The 21677-nt window shown below is 33.1% G+C and carries 16 protein-coding genes, 1 tRNA gene and 1 riboswitch; of the genes, 5 read left to right on the forward strand and 12 right to left on the reverse strand.

Going from position 1 to position 21677, the window contains the following annotated elements; genetic code table 11:
• Positions 1-140 precede the first annotated feature (140 nt).
• Positions 141-1454, forward strand: coding sequence for a hydroxymethylglutaryl-CoA reductase, degradative (locus CHB81_RS00160; RefSeq protein WP_089349875.1), 1314 nt, complete (start codon positions 141-143; stop codon positions 1452-1454).
• A gap of 136 nt (positions 1455-1590) precedes the next feature.
• The gene (locus CHB81_RS00165) at positions 1591-2514 is read left to right on the forward strand and encodes a GYDIA family GHMP kinase (protein WP_089349876.1); all 924 of its coding nucleotides are present in this window, start codon (positions 1591-1593) and stop codon (positions 2512-2514) included.
• Positions 2515-2801: 287 nt separating this feature from the next.
• Here the strand turns inward: CHB81_RS00165 and CHB81_RS27070 are convergent, their stop codons facing one another.
• From CHB81_RS27070 to CHB81_RS00200, 7 genes are all read right to left on the reverse strand, one after another.
• On the reverse strand, positions 2802-3068 hold the full coding sequence (locus CHB81_RS27070) for a hypothetical protein (RefSeq protein ID WP_254920902.1): 267 nt from the start codon (positions 3066-3068) through the stop codon (positions 2802-2804).
• Positions 3069-3523: 455 nt separating this feature from the next.
• Positions 3524-5623, reverse strand: a complete 2100-nt coding sequence (locus tag CHB81_RS00175; protein ID WP_089349878.1) for a peptidylprolyl isomerase — start codon at positions 5621-5623, stop codon at positions 3524-3526.
• Between the two features lie 108 nt (positions 5624-5731).
• Positions 5732-6994, reverse strand: a complete 1263-nt coding sequence (locus tag CHB81_RS00180) for a hemolysin family protein (protein ID WP_089349879.1) — start codon at positions 6992-6994, stop codon at positions 5732-5734.
• Between the two features lie 2 nt (positions 6995-6996).
• Complete coding sequence (locus CHB81_RS00185) at positions 6997-7191, reverse strand: hypothetical protein (protein ID WP_089349880.1); 195 nt, start codon at positions 7189-7191, stop codon at positions 6997-6999.
• A gap of 9 nt (positions 7192-7200) precedes the next feature.
• Positions 7201-7752: an LPS export ABC transporter periplasmic protein LptC gene (gene lptC / locus CHB81_RS00190; RefSeq protein WP_089349881.1), complete on the reverse strand. Its 552-nt coding sequence runs from the start codon at positions 7750-7752 to the stop codon at positions 7201-7203.
• 51 nt (positions 7753-7803) lie between these two features.
• The gene (locus CHB81_RS00195; RefSeq protein ID WP_089349882.1) at positions 7804-9033 is read right to left on the reverse strand and encodes a hypothetical protein; all 1230 of its coding nucleotides are present in this window, start codon (positions 9031-9033) and stop codon (positions 7804-7806) included.
• Positions 9026-9760 carry a type III pantothenate kinase gene (locus tag CHB81_RS00200; protein ID WP_089350255.1) on the reverse strand — a complete coding sequence of 245 codons (735 nt, stop codon included), beginning with the start codon at positions 9758-9760 and terminating at the stop codon, positions 9026-9028. The genes CHB81_RS00195 and CHB81_RS00200 overlap by 8 nt, the downstream gene beginning before the upstream one ends.
• Before the next feature lie 104 nt (positions 9761-9864).
• Between CHB81_RS00200 and CHB81_RS00205 the strand changes: the two genes are divergently transcribed.
• Positions 9865-9937: transfer RNA gene (locus CHB81_RS00205), tRNA-Phe, on the forward strand.
• Positions 9938-10279: 342 nt separating this feature from the next.
• On the opposite strand, the gene CHB81_RS00210 is transcribed toward CHB81_RS00205, so the two are convergent.
• A complete protein-coding gene (locus tag CHB81_RS00210; protein ID WP_089349883.1) occupies positions 10280-10843 on the reverse strand; it encodes a hypothetical protein in 564 nt (187 codons plus the stop codon).
• Between the two features lie 289 nt (positions 10844-11132).
• Positions 11133-12452, reverse strand: coding sequence for a DUF5074 domain-containing protein (locus CHB81_RS00215; protein ID WP_089349884.1), 1320 nt, complete (start codon positions 12450-12452; stop codon positions 11133-11135).
• 332 nt (positions 12453-12784) lie between these two features.
• Positions 12785-12977: riboswitch (cobalamin riboswitch) on the reverse strand.
• Between the two features lie 243 nt (positions 12978-13220).
• Between CHB81_RS00215 and CHB81_RS00225 the strand changes: the two genes are divergently transcribed.
• Complete coding sequence (locus CHB81_RS00225) at positions 13221-14717, forward strand: MFS transporter (protein ID WP_089349886.1); 1497 nt, start codon at positions 13221-13223, stop codon at positions 14715-14717.
• 11 nt (positions 14718-14728) lie between these two features.
• On the forward strand, positions 14729-14956 hold the full coding sequence (locus CHB81_RS00230; RefSeq protein ID WP_089349887.1) for a DUF6814 family protein: 228 nt from the start codon (positions 14729-14731) through the stop codon (positions 14954-14956).
• A 113-nt stretch (positions 14957-15069) separates the two neighbouring features.
• Here CHB81_RS00230 and CHB81_RS00235 read toward each other — a convergent pair whose 3' ends face one another.
• The 3 genes from CHB81_RS00235 to CHB81_RS00245 all read right to left on the reverse strand — a co-directional run bounded on the left by CHB81_RS00235 (position 15070) and on the right by CHB81_RS00245 (position 21677).
• Positions 15070-17943: an alpha-amylase family glycosyl hydrolase gene (locus CHB81_RS00235; protein WP_089349888.1), complete on the reverse strand. Its 2874-nt coding sequence runs from the start codon at positions 17941-17943 to the stop codon at positions 15070-15072.
• Between the two features lie 223 nt (positions 17944-18166).
• Positions 18167-19465 (reverse strand): HlyD family secretion protein, encoded by a 1299-nt coding sequence (locus tag CHB81_RS00240; protein ID WP_089349889.1) that lies wholly within the window; start codon positions 19463-19465, stop codon positions 18167-18169.
• Between the two features lie 22 nt (positions 19466-19487).
• Positions 19488-21677 carry a peptidase domain-containing ABC transporter gene (locus tag CHB81_RS00245; RefSeq protein ID WP_089350256.1) on the reverse strand — a complete coding sequence of 730 codons (2190 nt, stop codon included), beginning with the start codon at positions 21675-21677 and terminating at the stop codon, positions 19488-19490.

The following is a 21677-nucleotide window of genomic DNA, read 5'->3' on the forward strand; positions in this document are numbered from 1 at the left end:
AAAAAATAAACATAATACACATTTCAAGTGTTAAATGTTAAAAAAAATAACGATTGCGTAATTTTCAATTTTAAATAGATTTTAAACAAAACTCTTAAAATGGTATCTTTGCTGCAACAATATTATTTAATACACTGAGAATGAACAACGCTGTTGCCGGATTTTCGAAATTATCCAAAAAAGAAAAAATAAACTGGATCGCCAATACCTACTTTTCAGAGCCTGAAGAAGCCTTGAATATTATAAGAAATTACTGGAATTCAGACGAAAAGCTACAACAATTACATGACGAGTTCATCGAAAACACAATAACCAACCTATACATTCCGTTAGGAGTTGCTCCAAATTTTTTAATTAACGAAAAATACAAAACAATTCCAATGGCTATTGAAGAAAGTTCTGTAGTCGCTGCTGCTTCAAAAGCAGCCAAATATTGGGCAACACGCGGAGGTTTTAAAGCCACAGTAATTGACACTGAAAAAATCGGTCAGGTACATTTTACTTTCAACGGAGATGCACAAAAATTACAATCCTTTTTCGATCAAACAAAACCTAGATTCTTTTCTGACACGCAAAGCATTACCAAAAATATGCAACAACGTGGCGGTGGAATTTTAGACTTAAAACTAAAAGACAAAAGAAGTTTATTAGAAAACTATTTTCAGCTTCACGCCACTTTTGAAACAAAAGACAGTATGGGCGCAAATTTCATAAACTCTTGTTTAGAGCAATTTGCCACCACTTTAAAAGAGGAATTTCAAAATTCTGATCTATTTTCAGGCGATGAAACACTCGAAGTAATTATGAGTATTTTGTCTAATTATGTCCCAAATTGCCTTGTTAGAGCCGAAGTTTCGTGTCCGATTGAAGATTTGACTGAGAAACATATTCCGAATCCGCAAGAATTTGCCGAACGTTTCATTCAGGCAGTTCAAATTGCAGAAGTTGAACCTTTTAGAGCCGTTACACACAACAAAGGCATCATGAATGGTGTCGATGCTGTAATTCTGGCAACAGGAAATGATTTTAGAGCCGTAGAAGCCGGAGTTCATGCTTATGCCTCAAAAAATGGTCAATATGCAAGTTTATCGCACGCTAAAATCGAAAACGGAATTTTTACTTTCTGGTTGGAAATCCCATTAGCAATAGGAACCGTTGGCGGATTAACCTCTCTGCATCCATTGGTGAAATTAAGTTTAGAAATACTAGAAAAACCATCTGCAAAAGAATTAATGGAAATTGTAGCAGTTGCCGGTTTAGCACAAAATTTTGCTGCTTTACGCTCGTTAACTACAACCGGAATTCAGGAAGGCCACATGAAAATGCACTTAAACAACATCATCAACCAATTTGAAGCAACTGACGAAGAACGCCATTTAATTAAAACTCATTTTAAGAAAAATGCTGTTTCCCACAGTGCAGTTGTAGAATTTATTGAAAATATCAGAAAATAACCCAATTTACAAATTCCAAAAATTTAGCTTCTGAATAAAATTCCAAATTCCAACAATAATTGGAATTTGGAATTTTATCCCCAAGCTTGGGAATTTGGAATTTATGCGAAAGCATAACGGGGCTAAAAAATACAGAATGAAAACAATCTTTTACAGTAACGGAAAACTTTTAATTACCGGTGAATATCTAGTTTTAGATGGCGCTAAAGCTTTTGCGTTACCAACAAAATTTGGACAAAACTTAATTGTAGAAAACGGCACAAACAAAGAAATCGAGTGGAAAAGTTATGATTCTGACCTACATCTTTGGTTCGAAAATACCATCTCATTTTCTGAAATTATAGAAAATATTCCAACCCAAATCGAGACGGTAAAAAGTACTTTAGTAAATATTTTGCACGAAGCTTATCTTTTAAATCCAAATTTCATAAACAACTCCGAAGGCTACAAAATAAGCACACAACTTACTTTTCCTAAAAACTGGGGATTAGGCACATCATCTACTTTATTGAACAACATTGCTCAATGGACTAGGATAGATCCTTTTACACTACTTAAAAATAGTTTTGGAGGCAGTGGTTATGATATTGCGTGCGCACAAAACAACACACCTATTATATATCGTCTGGATCAACAAAATTTACCAATGGTAGAAACGATTAAATTTAATCCGGATTTTATTAAAAATATTTACTTCATTTACCTTAATAAAAAGCAAAACAGCAAAGCAGCGATAAACGCTTATTATAACAATAAAAACCAAAACTTGGCTCATAATATTGTTGACAACGATAAAATCACTGAGGCAGTTTTAAACGCAAAAACGATAAAAGAGTTTGCCTTTGCTTTAGAAAAACATGAAATCCATTTAAGCAATATATTAGAATTGGAAACTATCAAAGAAATTGCTTTTCCTGATTTTAACGGAGTTATTAAAAGTCTTGGTGCCTGGGGCGGCGATTTTGTAATGGCTGTTTCAAAAGAAAACCCAAATGAATATTTTACTTCAAAAGGATACGAAACAATCCTTACTTATGATGAAATGATTTTACAGGAATAATTCAAGAGCCTGTTTAACCTAGATTACCCATTAGAAATTTTATTCTTTTTTGTTCCGTAGAAACATTTCATTGGCAGAAAAAATGTTTCCGCTTTGGCATCAAATTGTACGTGCATATATCGGTTATGAAGCAGACGTTCCTACGGAACGTAAAAAACGCGTCATTATTAATCCACTATCTATGAGATGTTCCGATGGAACAAAAATAGTTATTACCTAAAAAAAACAAGTTGTGCCTTGACAGTTTTCTAATGTGTAATCTTTATTTAAAAACAAAAAAAAGTGAACTAATAGTTCACTTTTTTTGTTTTAGTATGTTTTGTTTCCAATCTTCGAACTTTTTGAGTTTCGAGCTCATTTGTTTCAATAAGCGTATTATGCAAACGCTCCGCCATTTTTTCTATACTATTATTAATAGAGTCATAAACGACTTCCATTCTGCGGTGTTTTTCTTCTTTTATAGCTTTTAGAACATCTTCTACAAAGAGTTTATCATATTTCTCAGCAACAGAATCATGAGTATTTGTCAGTCTAATAACGTAATCGTTACTCAAGACTGTAACTTTAAAATGCTGCTCTTCATTACTTAAATAATACTTACCTCCCAATTCATCACAATTGATATCAGTATTACTAAGCTTTAAAAGTTCCGTAATTATTCCAAAAATATGATTTTCAATTTTGGTATATACCCTAGGTTTTCTTCTTAACAAATTAAACATAAAAAATACAAAATATTTGTTTATCCACAGTACTCGATTATTATCTCCGTTAATTATAATTTAGCTTAATACCTTAGGGGCGGAAGTTACCTTGTTAAATCGCAGCAAATTAACTGTAATAATTTGAATATCACAAATTTTTAAAATTTTATTTCTATTATTCCTATATACTTTAAGAAAAGCGGCTAAGATTTACTACAAAAACATCCCATATACAGCACAAAAAAGCCCGAAATGGTCAAATGAACATTTCGGGCTTTTATATTTTTAAATTTATTTACTAAAAACTAGTAATTAAATTGTAATCTGTTGTCTTCAATTTTAGCATTGTTTTTCAACGCTGGTAAAATTCTGCTTGCATCAGATGCGCTTTGAGCTTTTACCTTAGCAACATATTCTGCATGGTTAGCAGCAGCAGGAGCTTTAACTGTACTAATGTTTTTAACAACATAAACTCCAGTGTTTCCTTCAATTGGTGCAGAAATTTTGTTTGCAGTTAAAGCAAATGCATTACCTACAACTTTTGGCTCTTGTCCTACTCCACCAGGTAAAACTGGGTTATCCATAGTTACATTAGCAGCTTGTTGAACAGCTACACCAGCACTTTTAGCAATAGCTTCAAGGCTTGATCCTGTCATTTTAGCTTTTAACATTTCAGCTTTTTTCTTGTTTTTCAAGATTGGCTCAACATAAGGTCTAGCCAAAGTAACAGACACTAAACCAGATTTGTTTTCGCTTTTGTATTGAGCAATTACGTGTCCAATATTAGCAATTTCAAAACGCTTTACATCGCCTTTACTTGTTTCTTTGTCATATGCCCATCTGATGATGTTACGTTGGTTACCTAATGGACCAAACGCTTCATCCATCGCTTTTGCAGTTACTGGAGGAGCAACTTTCAAACCTAATTCTTTTGCAGTAGCATTAAAGTCTTTATTAGCAGCATCCATTTCAAATTTAGTTGCCAATGTAAATACTTTATCAGAAGTAACTTCAGATGGCTCAATTTTTTGAGCGATAGTAGCTAAACGAATTCCGTCTTGTTTATCTGTAATTTTGATAATGTGAAATCCGAAAGGAGTTTCAACTAAACCAATTTTTCCAATTCCGTTATTGAATACAAAATCATTGAATGGTTTTACCATTTGATTTGGACCAAAATATCCTAAATCTCCACCTTGCTGAGCAGATGAGTCATCAGAACTTGTAAATGCCAACATCATAAAACTATCCGGATTAGCCTGAACTTGTGCTAAAATTTCTTCAGCTTTAGCTTTAGCTTCTTCTTTAGTTCTTTTTTCTTTAGCATTTGGAGTTTGAGATCCATCATAAGCAATTAAGATATGACTTGCTTTTGCGTTAACACCAGCTTTAAATCCTAAAGATTTAGAGATAGCATAATATTTTCCGTAAACATAAGGACCATAAATTGCTCCGGCAGGCAAACTGAATAATTTATCAGCATCAACAGCTGGTAAAGCATTTTTAGGAACGTATGTAGAATCGTAAGGAACATCAGAATTTGAGTTTACGAATTCAGCAATGTTTGTAGCGTTTTTGAAACCTGGCAATGTATCATTTTTACCAGTTTTTGCATTGTACTCTACTCTTCCGTTTAATAACGCAGTGATTTTAGCTTTAATTTCAGCTTCGTCTTCTTTTGAAGCTTTATCTTCTACTAAAACATATTGAATTTCACGAGTTTCATCCGCTTTGAATTTTTTCTCATTTTTCTTCATATAATCAACGATATCTGAATCAGAAATTTTCACGTCGCTATCTTTAATTGACGAATATAATGCAGCAGCATAAGCAAAGTTAACTTTGTTAGCTTCCATTTCATATTTCAACTTTCCTTCGCTTACAGTTGTATAAAGTCCAGCTTTTACAAGTGTGCTGTAGATTTGATATTTTGCGTTCAATTCAGCATCTTTTTCTTTTTGAGAAAGATATTGAGCTGCTTCAGGATTTGTTTTGAAGTACTCTTTAAATTTTGCAACATCAAACATTCCTGCAGCATTTAAGAACATTGGATTTTTACCAATATTTGGATCTGCTTTTAAAACTTCAAGTAAGTGTTTTTCACCAACTCTTAATCCCAATTTATCAAACTGAGAAGATAATAATGCGATTGAAACTTCTTGATCCCAAACTCTGTTTGCAGCTTCAGTGGAAGTAATTCCTTGACCACTTTTTTCAACATTACTAACTTTAACTCTAAAGTCTTCAAATGAAATATCTTTTCCATCGATGCTTCCTACATCTTTTGAACTTTGACCAAATGTTCCTCTTGTGAAAAGATCTTGTATTATAAATGCAAATAATGCAAGTGCAATAACTCCTATCAATAAAGCGGAACGCTGTCTAATTTTTGCTAAAACTGCCATTTTTATTATCGTTAATTTTATATTCAGTTTGCGAAAATACAATTATCTAGTTAATAACAATACAACTAGCGTTTTATTTTCAACAATTTTTTTTATTAATTTAAAAAATCAGTCTTTTATTGTCATTTTGACTAATTCAATTTTCTTATTTGTCGCCTCTTCAATCACAAAATGATAGCTGTCAATCACGATTTCATCGCCCTTTTGAGGGATTTCCTTCGTAAAGTTGACAATAAAACCACCTAATGTCCCGTAAGAATCTTCTTCCGGAATCATTAACTTGTAGGTTTCGTTCAAATATTCTACATCCAGACGTGTCGAAAACAAATATTTACCCCCTCCCAACTCCTGTTCAATCAACTCTTCTTCTTCTGAATCATGCTCGTCTTCAATTTCCCCAAAAAGTTCCTCCACAATATCTTCGATCGTAATAATTCCGGAAGTTCCTCCATATTCATCTAAAACTACTGCAACATTTTTTCGCTTTTTAATCAGTAAATCTAAGGCGTCTTTTATCAAAATAGTTTCCGGAACAAACTCAACAGTCATCAGAACCGATTTAATCGTTTTTGGCTTTTTAAACAAATCAAAAGAGTGCACATAACCCACAATATCATCCAGGGAGTTCTGACTTACTACGATTTTAGAATACCCTGTTTCAATAAATAATTCTTTAAGATCTGTTACACTATCAAACAAATCTATATCTACAATCTCGGTGCGAGGCGTCATAATATCTCGCGCTTTTACACCGGAAAACTCTAAGGCATTTTGAAAAATCTGAATCTCAGAATCTACTTCTTCATCATCTTCAACAGAATTCATCTGTTCGGTGATATAATTGCCGAGTTCTATTTTACTAAAATAAAGCTGAGCCTGATCTCCTTCGGTTTTGAAAAATTTTCTTAGGACAAAATCCGAAATCCAAATAAAAAAAGTCGAGATGTAATAAAATAATCGATAAAATAAATATGCCGGAAGCGCAAAAGCTCTAATCAACGAATTGGCATAAATCTGAAAAAAAACTTTAGGAAGAAATTCAGCCGTCATTAAAACTATAAAAGTCGAAGTTATGGTCTGAATTAATAAACTACTGAAATCAGAGAAATGAAATCCTAGTTTTATAATACATCTTAAGATTAAATCTCCCATAAAAAAACCATAAACCACTAGAGCTACATTGTTACCAATTAACATTGCAGCAATGAACTTTGAAGGATTTTCGGTAAGTTTTGTTAGGATTTGGGAAATAAAATTATCCTGCTTTTTTTCAATTTCAAGATAAATTTTATTCGAAGAAATAAAAGCTATTTCCATTCCCGAAAAAAAGGCTGATAGTATTAAACATAGTATTATAATACTAATTTCCATTTTTACTGTTTTTTATAATGATCGTCAAATTTCTTTGCATATTTTCTCCTGAAGAAAAACATAAAAATGCTCACTGCAGCAATCACAAAACTTAACCAATAATTATTAGCAGGATCATTTAATTTTGTGATTCCGTCATAAATAAACGCAGCTGCAATTATCAAATAAAGGTATTGTGTGTATTTTACTAAGCCCATGATATTTTTTTATTCGTCTGATTCAATTTCGCCGCTTACTCGCTGCGAATTAATCACTTTAAAATCTTTACTAAAATCTATTCCCTGTCCGTATGAAACTCCCTTAGCATCTGTAAGTTTGAATTTTCTTTCGGTGTAAAACCATTCGTTTTTCTGATCAAAATACAATTGCTCTGTTTCCAGCATCTGACCAGCTTCGGATGTGATTTTTACTTTTCCCTGCAAATCTATTATACCTGTATTCTTATAAGAAATTGCATAATTTGATCGTATAAAGGTACGTTTTTGTTTTTTATCGTATAAAGTAACGTTAAAATCTAAAGGAAATTCTGTAAAAGGAAAATCAAGATTAGAGTAATCCAACATCTTCCTGCTTATCAAAACACCGGTTATACGCCCTGAATCTGTGTATTTAATATTAATGGTATCAGCATCACTGCCCGGAACGAATTCAGAGAAGTTAATTTTCTGAACATCCTTAAAGTTACTTTCGCATCCAAAAAACAGTGTCACAGCGAGAACTGTGACAATATTTATAATATATCTCTTTGGTAAATTCATTTGCCAAATGTAGTAAATTGTATGTGCTTAAAAAAACATAAGATTTTATGTTTAATTGTATTTAGTTTTAATGAACCATCTATCATTGAAAGAGAAACTCACACTAAAGTTCACATAATTTTCCTGAACAAGGTTTGAAGAAACAGTACCTCTTTTTCCAAATTCAACACCAAAGTTTAAATTTGAAAAAGATCCCGGAATTGGAACTCCTGCTCCCAATGTCATACCAACGTCTTTTATTGACTCATTGTTGATTATTAAACCAATTTTCTCATATTTCAAACCTGCTCTATAAGTAATTCTACTCATATAGTTTGAGAATGAAGTATAATTAGGAATGTAATATCCACCTACAGCATATTTTTGATATTTTTCATAACGCACATTTTGCTCCGAATTGTAGTAGTTTGCAAATTGTCCATCTCCTTGAAAAGCCACTGTAGTTCCAACTAACCATTTTCTGGCTTGTCCTATACCAGCACCAAAAGTTACTTTGTTTGGTAATTTCAAATCGTCACCATGCGGATCAAATGTAATTGGAGTAGAATCTCCATCAACCGAAATAACTCTTGTTGTATTTGAACTTAGATTAGTTGCAAAAGCATAGCTCAAACTAGTAAACAATTGTAGTTTTTGAGCAATCTTTGTTTGATACATTGTACCAATACTAAAACCAAGACCTGACAACTCTGAAGCATTTGTTTCTGCAGTTGAGTTTTGAACACCTGTAAGAAGTTCTACACTTGTTGTTGTGATTTTTCCGAAATTATATTGAGCATCTGCACCAATAGTCCAATTTGGCTTAATTTTATATCCTAAACCAAAAAACACTTTATTTATACCTCCGGTTCCACTAAGTTGTGAACTTGTTGCTCCTTCAGTATCTGTTCTGTCGTTTCTAATTTTATATCCAACTGAAGATACCGGAATCAAACCAAATGCTGCACCAAATTTGCCCATTGGAATTCCGATTGCCAAATAATCAAATGTAGATCTTTGTGCTTTTGCAGACTCTGTATCTGTTTTTAATTTTGAAGTTCCAAAAGTCCCTCCAACAGTAAAAGTTGTCTGAATCAAACTGGCATAACTCGCCGGATTCTCAATATTCAAATGAATACTATCCTGCTCTACTGCAACTCCTCCCATGGATCTGTTTTCAAGAGTTCCTTTAAACCTTACGTCCCCAATTCCGTAAAAAGAATAAGGTGATGCAGTACCTTCTTGAGCGAATGAAACGAACGAGATAAGCAAACAAGCGCTTACTATAATTTTTTTAATCATTGTCGATTTTATATTGAAATGTTTGGTTCAAACTCTCCAGTAAGAAATTTGAATTGGCAAATATGGTATTTTTTAATCGTTTAGCCAAAAATTCTGCATCACCTCCCGTTAAAATTATTATAAAATTTGAAAAGTTTGCCTGATATTCATCGATAAATCCATCAATCTCATAGACGAAACCATTGACAACTCCGGAATGAATAGCTTGTGCAGTTGAATCTCCTATATAAGATTCAGGCCCTTCTAAAGTCAATAAAGGCAGTCTGGCTGTGAAATTATGAAGTGCTTCATACCTTAAACGCAAGCCCGGAGAAATGGCCCCGCCCAGATAATTATCATTTTCGTCGATAAAATCGTAGGTAATACAAGTTCCTGCATCAATTACTAATCTATTTTGTTCAGGAAACTGTAAAGTTGCTCCCGAAGCCAAAATCATTCTGTCAATTCCAAGAGTTTTTGGAGTTGCGTACCTATTTACAAAAGGAAAAACATCTTCATGAGTAAAAAAATGAATATTTAAATCTTTTTCGAAAGCCAAAAAAGATTGTTTTTCGACATTTCCAACAGAAGCGATAATCAAATCAGAGCAATTTTGAAATTTTTCTAAAATTTCTTTAATTTTTTTTTCAAGCTCATTTTTCTCAAAAACGAAATTCTCTAAAACAGTACTACTCTCAAAGACAGAAGCTTTAATTCTTGTATTGCCAACATCAATTGCTAAAACCATATTTGTTTTTTTACCTCTGCGAAGATACGAATTGATTTTTTTAAAAAAATGTTTTGGATAAACGGAAAATGATTCTATCTTTGCACCCGCAATAAGCACACAAAGGTACCTTAGCTCAGATGGTAGAGCAATGGACTGAAAATCCATGTGTCCCTGGTTCGATCCCTGGAGGTACCACAAAACCCGAATAGAAATATTCGGGTTTTTTGTTTTATAGCCTTTCGGCAAATCCCAAAAATTTTAAAATTCCAAGAAAATTTTACCGCAAAGTCCACAAAGAAAAAAACACAAAGGTTCGCAAAGTTTAATTTGTAGGCTTGTGTTCTGAAATTTCATTATATTCCAATATGGTCCAAGGTTTTAACCTTGAAAAACAGATCGTAATCATATATTACACTCCCACGGTTGAAACCGTGGGCAATGTTTACAAATATTATAAAAAAAGGTTCGCAAAGTTATCATTAGACTTTGCGAACCTTTGCGTTTTTTACGAAATCAATCAACCACAAGTACAAATCCTTATTTCTTATGAGAATTATAATTCATTATATCGAAGACTTCTTGAATTAATTTAAAATTATCATCAGCTATTTTTATCTGGGAAGGAAAACCAGTAAAAGAAAAATACTGAACTTTTTCATTATTACATTTTATTATTAATAAGCACACTGTCATATGACCTTGATCACCTGAACAACTTTGAAAATAATCTTCATCTTTTAATAATATTAAAGTTTCATTTAACTTCTTTTTATTCTCAATAGACAAGTTTACATTCTTATTAAACATCAAATTTTTACTTTTCACACTATAATCACTGTCAATATCTACAATAAAAAAACCTCCATTCTGAATGCCGTCGTGGTGCTCATAATAAAAAATTCCATTATTAGTATTATTAAAATTAGCAAGTTCATTTTTAAAAAAATCAGTAGAATCAATCGTTTTATAAAATGATTCAAAATCCTCTGAAGGAGGAACAATTTGAACATTACATTTATTTTCATTAGAAACTATCTTTTTTTGAGCTTTACATCCCATCAAAATTAAGCAAACAAGTAATAAACCAATTTTATTCTTCATAATAGCTTTCAGAACTTTTATCCCTTTTAAATTGACATCAAATATAATTAAACCGTTATTTCACTAAGTAAAAATTAAATTGTTTTTAATTAAAAAACCTAATTCCAAAGTATCTCAACCATACCAAACATATCGTGATATTATATTGCGCTCCAACGGTTAAAATCGTTGGCAATGTTTACAATATTATACACAAAAGGTTCACAAAGCCATAAATTAAACTTTGCGAACCTTTGCGTAAATCTTAGCTCCCGATAACTATCGGGATTGCTGTTAAGAAATAAAAAAACTATTGTTGAAATACAGAAACCGCAGGAAAATAATATCCTGAGAAACTTACTGTACCTGTTTTAATACCAGAATCAGCATTGAATAGATAAAGGTTATTGATTGCGAAATTTGCTCCAAATCCTTCATTTACTGTATTTACTACTAAAGTATTCTTCAGACGATCATAACCAATTCCCGCTCCATATAATATATTAGATTGTGTTAAAGTAATAAAAGGCGTTGCCAATGATGCAGCCGTACCAGTATATTTATAAACTTGTTTACCACCACTCCAGCTTCCGTTTTTAGCAATAAAAACATTGTTTTGGGCTGCCGTAATAGATCCCGGATGCCATGCTCCCCAGCTTCCATAAGCTTGAAAACCTAACGGAATTTCAGTTACCGCAAGCGTATTTGAATCTATACTTATAAGATTTGTACCTCCTGCTGCCCATACTTTTTTATCATCCGTAACGGCAAATCCCAGAACCATATTCGGTATCGTTTTTACAACTGCTAATGTCGTAGCATTAATTACAATAACTCCTTGTGAAGCAGACAATGCAAAAATATAACCGTTAGCTTTAACAATATCGCCTACCTGACCTGTAACGCCTGCGATTTGCCCATTTAATGCCATTGTATTCAGATTAAGCTTGTAGATACCATTACCAGAAGTCAATAATGCTTGATTTTGATCAATACCAACTACTGCACGCCAATCGTTTCCGCCTTGAGCCGGAATTCTTTTTTCTTCTTTAAGTGTATAACCATCTGTAACTACAACAGGTCCGCCAACTTTAGAAACTAAGAATAGTTTTTTGTTAAAGATTGTTCCAAATTCTAATGTAGACGATTCTGGTTTTAAATCTTTACCTGGATTTGCTTTCACAAAAACACTGTCCTCAATAGTTTTTGTATCATATCTATAAAATCCAACTGTTCCCGTTCCGTGTCCATACCAACCTTCATTGATCATGAAAAAACCGTTTTCATAAGCTCCTAATGCAAGAACATTATAGGTTAGAGACGTTTTTCCTCCATCATTTTTGGCTGTCATTGTAACTTTAAAATCACCTCTTGATTCTGGCTTGAAAACATAAGTAGAATCAGATCCCACAACTTTTCCGTCTATGGTCCATTCGAAAGAAACATTGTTTCTATCTGTTAATTTTGAACTTAATTTTAGTGCTTTCCCTATAGTTAAAGTATCTTTTAATTGTTTTTGACCTTTTATTGCCGGAGGAGCTGTAAAATCGTCATCATTATTACACGAAACTGTTAACATTATCAAAGAAGCAATTGCAAGTAACTGCTTGGAAAAAAAATGGTTTTTCATTATTAAATATTTAAAATTAGATTACTTAAATCTTTAAATCGATGTACAATTTGTGTTCAGCAAAAGCTTTATAAAATAAACTTCTGTCTGCCTTTGTTTAAAAAGCAAAACATCTTGTACAACGATACGTTTTAATGATTTTTTTAATGAAGAAAAAGGATCTATCGCAAAGAAAAATACCCAACAGGCAATTATTTTTACGATATCATATTTGCAGAAAAAAAATCTCATAAACTCCATTTTTGGCTTACGAGAATAGAATAACCAAACAATACTAGTACCACACAAAGTGATAAGTATGTTTTTAATTCAAGCTTCAATCCCCGAAAGCTATTTATTACTATAAAAATGGCAGGTCTTCTGACTTGCTCCCTACACCCGGCCTTCCCTTTCAAAATGAAAAGTGACACACTTAAGGGTTTCAGTTAATGAGCTTACAGCTGCGGGACAGTTTTGGAGTTACACCAAATTCCCTTTTAATGTCAATATTTCATCAATATGACAACCACTTTCTGATTTAAATTTGAGCTGCAAAACTAATGCTTTCTTTTTTAAGAAAACAACACTTCTTTACTTTTAAAGGTCTTCAGCACGTCTTCAATTTATTATTTACACTAAAATATTAAGCGGTTACTGACAAAAGAAATATCAAGTCAAAAAATATATGCTTTTTGTTAAAAAAGTATTGATTAAATAAAACTATATCCATTATATTAGCAAAATAATACACTAACCTTTTATTTATTAACAAGAATACAATGTCAATTTATGAGTAAAACTTCTACGAAAGGTATTTGGAAAGTGATTTCTGCCTCCTCAATGGGAACTATGATCGAATGGTACGATTTCTATATTTTTGGAAGTTTAGCGGTTGTAATTTCAACAAAATTCTTTCCGAGTGATAATCCTACTGCGGCTTTTTTGTCAACATTAGCCACTTTTGCTGCAGGATTTGTGGTTCGTCCTTTTGGAGCCTTATTTTTTGGAAGACTGGGAGATATCATTGGTCGTAAATATACTTTCATGGCTACTTTGTTATTAATGGGTGGTTCTACTTTTTTAATAGGATGTATTCCAAGTTACGAATCTATTGGTTTTCTTGCCCCCTTATTAGTTCTTATATTGCGTTTATTACAAGGACTTGCTCTTGGAGGCGAATACGGCGGCGCAGCAACTTATGTTGCAGAACATGCTCCGGCAGGTCAAAAAGGATATTGGACTTCCTGGATTCAAACCACAGCGACTGTAGGTTTATTTATTTCCTTAATGGTTATTCTGGCAACTAAAAATGTACTTTCTGCCGAAGATTTTGATTCCTGGGGATGGCGTGTTCCGTTTTGGGTTTCTATTGTTATGGTTGGAATTTCTTATTTGATTCGGAAAAACATGGATGAATCTCCGGTCTTCGCCAAAGCAAAAAAAGAAGGTACAACGAGCACAAATCCATTAAGAGAAAGCTTTGGAAACAGATACAATCTGAAGTTTGTACTATTGGCTCTATTTGGTGCCACAATGGGACAAGGCGTTGTTTGGTATACCGGGCAATTTTATGCCATGAGTTTTATGAAAACGGTAATGAATATAGACTCGTCTCAAGTTGATGGATTACTTGGAATTGCCCTATTAATTGGAACTCCGTTTTTTATTGTTTTTGGATGGTTAAGTGATAAAATAGGACGAAAATATATTATGATGGGCGGAATGCTGCTTGCAATTTTATTCTACAGACCTATCTACAAAATGATGTATAACACAACTGATATAAGTTATAAAACCGAAATCACAGAAAAAACAAAACAAACTGTAGAAATTACGAAGAGCAACGATTCAATTGTCACTATTAAAAAAGAGTTTACAGATGGAACATCCGTATTGGAGAAAACGTTGTATGTCGTAAATAAAAAAGAACTTCAGGTTAGCACTTCAATAAATATAAATTCTAATGATGAATGGATTTTGATTTTACTGGTTTTTATACAAGTCCTGTTTGTTACGATGGTTTACGGACCAATAGCTGCATTCCTAGTCGAAATGTTTCCGGCAAAAATCAGATATACCTCGATGTCATTGCCTTATCATGTTGGAAACGGAATTTTTGGAGGTTTGCTTCCTGCAATTTCAACCTACTTTGTAACGCATGCAAAACAAGCAGGAAAAGCAGATTTTTATCTTGACGGACTTTGGTATCCAATCATTATAGCTTCTGTTTGCTTTGTAATTGGAATGATTTATATCGATAATAAAAATAAAACAAATCACCTTTAATACTATATAATATGAATACAATCAAGCAAATTTTAGGTGTTTTATGGATACTTCTCGCACTTGCCGCGACATACTTTTGCATCTTTGAATTTGGATTACCCAAATTGCTCTCAGACAAACAAGATGACCTCGTATTTGGCATCATTATTCTTTTTATCCTTACTCCATTAATTGTTTTAGGACTGGGAACTTTTGGTTATTTTGCTGTAATTGGCGAGTACAACGACAAAAAGAAATAAATCTAAAATACATTGAACCAAAAAGGGTTGCCTGTTTCCAGACAACCCTTTTTTCATTACTAAACAAAACCAAACTTTATACCTTTTCGAATACTAAAATCCTATTCGAGAAACTATTTTTTGATAAACTTAACCACTCTAACATTATCATTCTCATCAAAAGCTTTTACGAGATATAATCCTGTTTTTAAATCGCTTACTCCAAATTGAAAATCTAAATTTCCGTGTGTTGTAAAACTTTTTACCAATTGACCGGAAACTGCATAAATCTGAACTTTTGTTGTTGCAATGTCTAAGGTAAAATAATTCGAAACCGGATTTGGATACAAGCTAACCGGATTTACTTTTTCGAAATCTTCAATTGCTAAATTTGCTTGTTTATTACCGTAAATTCTGTATTCGCCAGCAGGCAAACTTATAGTTGCATTTACATCTGTAACATTAATAGTTGTATTGTCCATTAAATTGACCCAAGTTCCCGCATATGGAAAACCTGTTGCTACATTTTTTGCAGCAACATCAAAATTGGCTATTATTACAACATCTTTTAATTGTGCGGCTGTCAAATTATCATTCTTGATTTTTATATTGATGCTTAATGAATTCGGGCTTGAAATAGTTGGAGTTCCTAAAAATACCGGTTCTGTAGTTTTAAGACTAATCATTTTTGCCCAATCGTAATAGATCTTGTTTCTATTTGTGTTTCCCAACCAATTGTTTACCCATTGAGGCTGCGGTTTTGTATCTAATTTACAATCTCCTGCAATTGTACCTGATGCATCATTTACTGTACCATTATTACAAGTATAAATAGAACTATCCCATCCTAATTCTCCAAAATGCCAAATCATTTTTGGCCCGGGAATCAACAACGAAACCGCTCCAATTGCAGGCATTCTTGACAAAGCTGTATTTAATGTTTTTACATCATATGTCCCGCCTGAAGCTCCATATTGAACGTTTTTATACATCAAGCGTTCTTCATCATGGCTTTCTGCATAACCCATTAAACGATTTGCGGTGAAACCACGACTAGCACTAGCCATTCTCGAAATATCACTGCTAGCAGCATATCCCATTGACAACTGATTGTATTGATCAGTCATTTTACCCCACATCATAACTCCCTTACTTGGAGTTTCTGTAACCCTGTAATTTGCCCATTCTTTCTCTTCAGCATCAGTTCCCAAATGCTCAAAAATAGTATAATGCGTAGGGTCAAGACTCCACGAATAATCTGCATATTTTTTTAAGATATCTACCCTGTCTTGTTGATAGGCATTTGTACAACTTTCATCTGCTGCTGTACAAGCTTGCGTAAATCCTTTAGTTAAATCCCAACGGAAACCATCGATTTTATATTCTTCAACCCATTGTTTGATTACGCGATCTACATAATTTTGTGTTTTAAGCGATTGGTGATTAAAATCTTCTCCAACACTATAACTGTGTTTTGCAACTGTATTAAAATAAGGATTCTCTGTTGTTGGTGGACCAAAACCATCTCCATCAGGATCATTCATCCACATTCTAACCATAGGATTACGGCCAAAAGCATGATTTAAAGCTACATCAAGAATCACCGCAATTCCGTTTTCGTGGCATAAATCAATAAACTCCTTTAATTTATCTGAGGTTCCGTAGAATTTATCCAAAGCCATGTGAAATGAAGTATTATAACCCCAACTTTCATTGCCTTCAAACTCCATTACAGGCATTAATTCTATCGCATTTATTTTTAGATTTTTAAAATAATCTATTCTGTCAATTAAACTTTGATAATTTTTATTGGCATCAAAATCACGAACTAAAACTTCATAAACTACCAATTTATCTTTTTCTGGTTTTGTAAAATTGGTTACTTTCCAATTGTATGGCGTTTGTCCCGTTTTTAAAACAGTCACTTCAAAGTTTTGTCCCGCTGGATAAACCGGCATATTTGGATATGAAGTTGCAGGAATCGATGGATCATCATAAGGCGATAATACCAAAGTCGAATACGGATCAGCCGTTTTTACCATTGAAGGTGAGTTTGCGATTGGCGTTGCCTCAACTACCCAATATTGGTACGTATTATTTACTCCTGAAACCAATCCGGTCAATTCTAACCAAAATTTCCCAGAAGCCGGATCTTTTTTCATGGCATACGCCGATGAAGGCTGCCAGTTGTTAAAACTTCCTGCAACGTAAACAAAGTCTTTTAAAGGTGCATCTAAAACCAAAGTTGCTTTTGTAGCATCAGAAGTATTATAGTTAATTCCGTCAACCAAACCCGCAGGCATGTTTTCTGAAACTGTATTTGGATTTACAACAACCGAAAACTTTTTAGAGATTGTAGTTGTTCCCTGAGTTGCAATTAACTCATAACTTTGATTGTTTACAACATTCGTTGCTGTGTAAGAATAACTTGCTGTACTTGCATTTGTATTGATTACAGTTCCGTTAGCTTTCAAGGAATAACTCGCAACTCCGTTTGTATTTGTTGCAGCAATATTAAAACTTGCTCCCGAAGCTAAGATTGTAGTACTATTTTCTGCCGGAGCCGTTAATGTTACCTGAAAAGATCCTACTTCAACCAGAATATCTTGTGACTTTTTATCGCCGGTTCCGTTTTTTGCTTTAACCAAAAATCCAATTTTACCAATTCCTGTTATATTATAATAAGTTGTTGGTGTAAGTGTTTTTGTATAAGTATCCGAAGCAGAATTGTATGTGAATTTACTAGCATCGCTTGACGCATCCCAACTACCATTATTAGGAGTTCCTTTTTGTGTAGTATCATTGGTATCAAAAGCCCACGCCCATAAATAAAGAGAATGATCTGTAACTCCCCAAGTGCTTTCGTTGACACTACTTCCATTAATAGTAATGGTTATAGAAGCGGTTTCATCAAAAGTAGATGGACTTACAGAATAAGTAACCGTTTGCTGTTGTGCAAATGTAATTGTCGACAACAAAAGGAGAAATAAAAGTAAAGTTTTTTTCATAATTTAAGTAATGTGTATTAAAGCAAAAAATGAGATAATTAATAAAGATATTCGATAAATCGTAAATCCACTATAGCGTTTTCGAAATGACATTCCGCAAACGTTGTAGTGTTCAAAACTTTATTCTAAAATTCGAATAATTACTCAAAAAGGGATATTTTTCAGACAAAAAACCAATTTCCAAATTCACTTCTTTACCTCCATTTATTTAATAAATAGTTACTTATCTTTGAACTAATTTTCTAAATTGATAAAAAACACGCTCAATCAAACGCATTTCCTCAGTTATGATATCTGCAGAACCGGTTAGTTCTTTATCAAATTTTATGTCTTTATCATAGGTAGTTTTCAATCCTTTTGACATTGCAACTTCAATAAAATAATTCCCGTCTTTATCTGTAATAGTTGACATTGACTGAACACGTCCTTCTAACATTCCGTATTCCTGATACGGGAAATTATCCAGTTTTATTAATACCTTTTGATTGATTTGAATTTTACCCGAATTCTGCAAAGGGACTTTTAAATTGCCCAGATATTCCCCTTGATTTTCGGGCAATATGGTTGCAAATAAATCTCCGGTTTTTATGAGTTGGTTTTCTTTCCAGGAATTTTGAAATCGGAAAGTTCCGTCGTAAGTAGCCACAAACAAGTAGTTTTGTTTCCATACATGGATACTTTTTTTCAATTCATCCAAAGCCTGAAACAAGGAACTTAAATTTGTAACATCTGCTTTTTCTTGGGAAATTTCACTTGCAACAACTTGTTTTCTGGCTTGATTTATAGCTTCTTTTTGTTGTGAAATAGCCGAATTAGTTTGATCATAACTTTGTTTCGCTTGTAGATTATTTCCTTTTTGAAGGTCTAAATCATATTTTGAAATCACTCCTTTTTCATACAATTGCAAAGATCGCTTGTATTGAATATCACTTAAATTCAGCTTTATTTTCTCTAATTTTTGCTGTTCATATAAAGATGATAATCTAATACTGTTTTCGGTCTGTGAACTTTTACCCACATTTATCTCTTCTGAATAAGGATGAAGTTTTTGATTGAGTTCATTCTCAATATACGCTTTATGAAACTGACTAAAAGCGGATTGAACATCACCAAGCTGTAAATTATTCATTTCCTTAAAAGGGAAATAAAATGCCTGATAATCTGAAGGAATTGCTGTTACAATTTTATCCAGTTTTAAAACATCTTCAAAATTCGCTGTGCTTTCTAAAATTGCAATTACAGTTTCCCTCTTAACTTTTGAAGAGTTCGGAACACATAACTTGACAATTCTCGAATTTACTTTAGATTCCAATTTTTCCGGTGGATAATTTGAAGTAATTACTGCTTTTGCTGCTATTACATCAGGATATTTTATAAACCAACAACCAATAACAAACACAATTAATAGTGCAAAAATGATCGAAATACCATAACGAACAATCCATACCGGCGGTGTCGACAATACTTCCTGAACAGATTCAGAGCGTAATTCTATATCGTCTAAAACATTTTTTGATGCCATTTGATTTAATTTTTTGGAGCTTTTAACTCCCTAATTCTAATTGATTTTTAACTAATTCGTAGTAGTTTTTCTGAGCGCGAACAAGTTCTTTATGAGTTCCTATCTCGACTATTTTCCCTTTTTCAAGAACCACAATCTGATCTGCATTTTTTACTGTAGATAATCTATGTGCAATAATAATCGCCGTTTTACCAACCAAAAATTCATTCAGATTCTCCATAATTACCTTTTCATTATTGGCATCAAGAGAAGAAGTTGCTTCATCAAAAAACAAATAATCCGGATTTTTATATACTGCTCTGGCAATCAAAAGTCGCTGCTTTTGTCCTCCCGAAATTCCTGTACCTTCATTACCAATTTGTGTATTATAAGATAACGGCAAGCTTTCGATAAATTCTTTGATATTGGCAGTTTCAACGGCATGTAATAGTTTTTTTTTGTCTACATAATCTTCCCCTACCGCAATATTATTGGCGATTGTATCATTAAAAATAAAACCATCCTGCATGACTACTCCGCATTTTCCTCTCCAGGCACTTGGCGAAATAGTATTGAATTTTATATTCTCCAGAAGAATTTCGCCCATGTTAGGTTCATAAAATTTCATCAGAAGTTTTAGCAAAGTTGTTTTACCGCTTCCGCTCGTTCCTACAATAGCGGTCGTTTTTTGTTTGGGTATTAACAAGCTTAAATCTTCCAGAACATAATCAGGATTTCCGGTATATCTAAAAGATAAATTCTTAATATTAATATCTGAATGTCCTAAATCATGGATCATAGGATTCAATACATCTTCTTCATCTTCTTTATCATGAATTTCGCCCAGACGCTCTAAACTTATTTTGGCATCCTGAAGAGAGCGCACAAAACTTACCATTTGCATTAACGGATTATTTAACTGTCCAATAATATATTGAACGGACATCATCATTCCTAATGTCAATTCTCCTTTGACGACTAAGGTTGCCGAAAAAAAAGTAATCAATAAATCTTTAAGATGATTAATAAAATTCGATCCCACAGATTGCCATTGTTCCAGCGTAAGAGATTGCATGTTGACTTTAAAAAGACGTATTTGGACAAATTCCCATCCCCAACGTTTTTGTTTTTCGGCATTGTGCATTTTAATTTCCTGCATTCCGTTTATAAGTTCCATGACTTTTGACTGCTCATTTGAAACTTGCGAAAAGCGCTTGTAATCCAGTTCTTTTCGTTTTTTCAGAAAAAATAAAATCCACGCCAGATAAACAATACTGCCTATTAAAAACACCAAAAACAATTGGAGATTATAAAAAACAAGAACGAAGCTAAATACTACCAGATTTAGCAGCGAAAACATTACGTTGAGTGAGCTTCCGGTTAGTAATTGTTCAATTCTGCGGTTATCTCCTATTCGCTGCATTATATCACCGGTCATACGGCTGTCAAAATAGCTAATTGGTAATTTCATGAGTTTTATAAAAAAATCAGAAACCAATGAAATGTGAATTCTCGTGCTCAAATGCAGCATTATCCAGGAACGCAAAACTTCGATCGCTGTTTGACCGGCAAAAAGCATTAATTGGGCTAAAAGAATTAAATAAATAAAGTTTAAATCCTGAGTTTGAATACCAACATCAACAATACTTTGGGTAAGAAACGGAAACAATAAAGAGAATAAACTCGCGGCCGCCAATCCAACTATTAACTGAATTACTAATCCTTTATAACGAAACAGATATTTTGTTAAATAGCTAAAACTTCTTTTAGAATTTTCTGTATCCCATTCGTTTTTGTAGAACTCCGGCGTTGGTTCTAATAAAAGTGCAATACCTTCTTCGGTTTTTTCATGTGCATTTTTGCCAATCCAGAACTTTATAAACTCTTCTTTAGAATATATTATTAATCCGTGACTAGGATCAGATACATAAACTTTGTCTTGTTTCATTTTATAAACAACCACAAAATGTTGATTATTCCAATGAACAATACAAGGGAGAGGCATTTCATTTTTTAAAGTTTCAAAATTGTTTTTTATACCTAGAGTTCTAAATCCTAAAGCTTCTCCGGCATCGCTTAATCCTAGCAAACTACTGCCTTCACGCGTAGTTTCAGAAAGATTACGTATTTGCTGAAGCTCAATTACTTTTCCATAATATTTTGCGATAATTCGTAAACAAGTTGGGCCGCAATCCTTAGCATCCGGCTGTTTATAAAAAGGGAATGGTTTTAT

It is taken from the genome of Flavobacterium sp. ov086 (assembly GCF_900187965.1).
In the GTDB taxonomy this organism is placed as follows: domain Bacteria; phylum Bacteroidota; class Bacteroidia; order Flavobacteriales; family Flavobacteriaceae; genus Flavobacterium.

Excerpts from the sequence above, each read along its gene's own strand:
- CHB81_RS00225 (WP_089349886.1), top strand. The coding sequence starts at position 13,221 with ATGAGTAAAACTTCTACGAAAGGTATTTGGAAAGTGATTTCTGCCTCC.
- CHB81_RS00200 (WP_089350255.1), bottom strand. The coding sequence starts at position 9,760 with ATGGTTTTAGCAATTGATGTTGGCAATACAAGAATTAAAGCTTCTGTC.
- CHB81_RS00230 (WP_089349887.1), top strand. The coding sequence starts at position 14,729 with ATGAATACAATCAAGCAAATTTTAGGTGTTTTATGGATACTTCTCGCA.
- CHB81_RS00235 (WP_089349888.1), bottom strand. The coding sequence starts at position 17,943 with ATGAAAAAAACTTTACTTTTATTTCTCCTTTTGTTGTCGACAATTACA.
- CHB81_RS00175 (WP_089349878.1), bottom strand. The coding sequence starts at position 5,623 with ATGGCAGTTTTAGCAAAAATTAGACAGCGTTCCGCTTTATTGATAGGA.
- CHB81_RS00185 (WP_089349880.1), bottom strand. The coding sequence starts at position 7,191 with ATGGGCTTAGTAAAATACACACAATACCTTTATTTGATAATTGCAGCT.
- CHB81_RS00240 (WP_089349889.1), bottom strand. The coding sequence starts at position 19,465 with ATGGCATCAAAAAATGTTTTAGACGATATAGAATTACGCTCTGAATCT.
- CHB81_RS00215 (WP_089349884.1), bottom strand. The coding sequence starts at position 12,452 with ATGAAAAACCATTTTTTTTCCAAGCAGTTACTTGCAATTGCTTCTTTG.
- CHB81_RS00180 (WP_089349879.1), bottom strand. The coding sequence starts at position 6,994 with ATGGAAATTAGTATTATAATACTATGTTTAATACTATCAGCCTTTTTT.
- CHB81_RS00195 (WP_089349882.1), bottom strand. The coding sequence starts at position 9,033 with ATGATTAAAAAAATTATAGTAAGCGCTTGTTTGCTTATCTCGTTCGTT.
- CHB81_RS00160 (WP_089349875.1), top strand. The coding sequence starts at position 141 with ATGAACAACGCTGTTGCCGGATTTTCGAAATTATCCAAAAAAGAAAAA.
- CHB81_RS00210 (WP_089349883.1), bottom strand. The coding sequence starts at position 10,843 with ATGAAGAATAAAATTGGTTTATTACTTGTTTGCTTAATTTTGATGGGA.
- lptC (WP_089349881.1), bottom strand. The coding sequence starts at position 7,752 with ATGAATTTACCAAAGAGATATATTATAAATATTGTCACAGTTCTCGCT.
- CHB81_RS00165 (WP_089349876.1), top strand. The coding sequence starts at position 1,591 with ATGAAAACAATCTTTTACAGTAACGGAAAACTTTTAATTACCGGTGAA.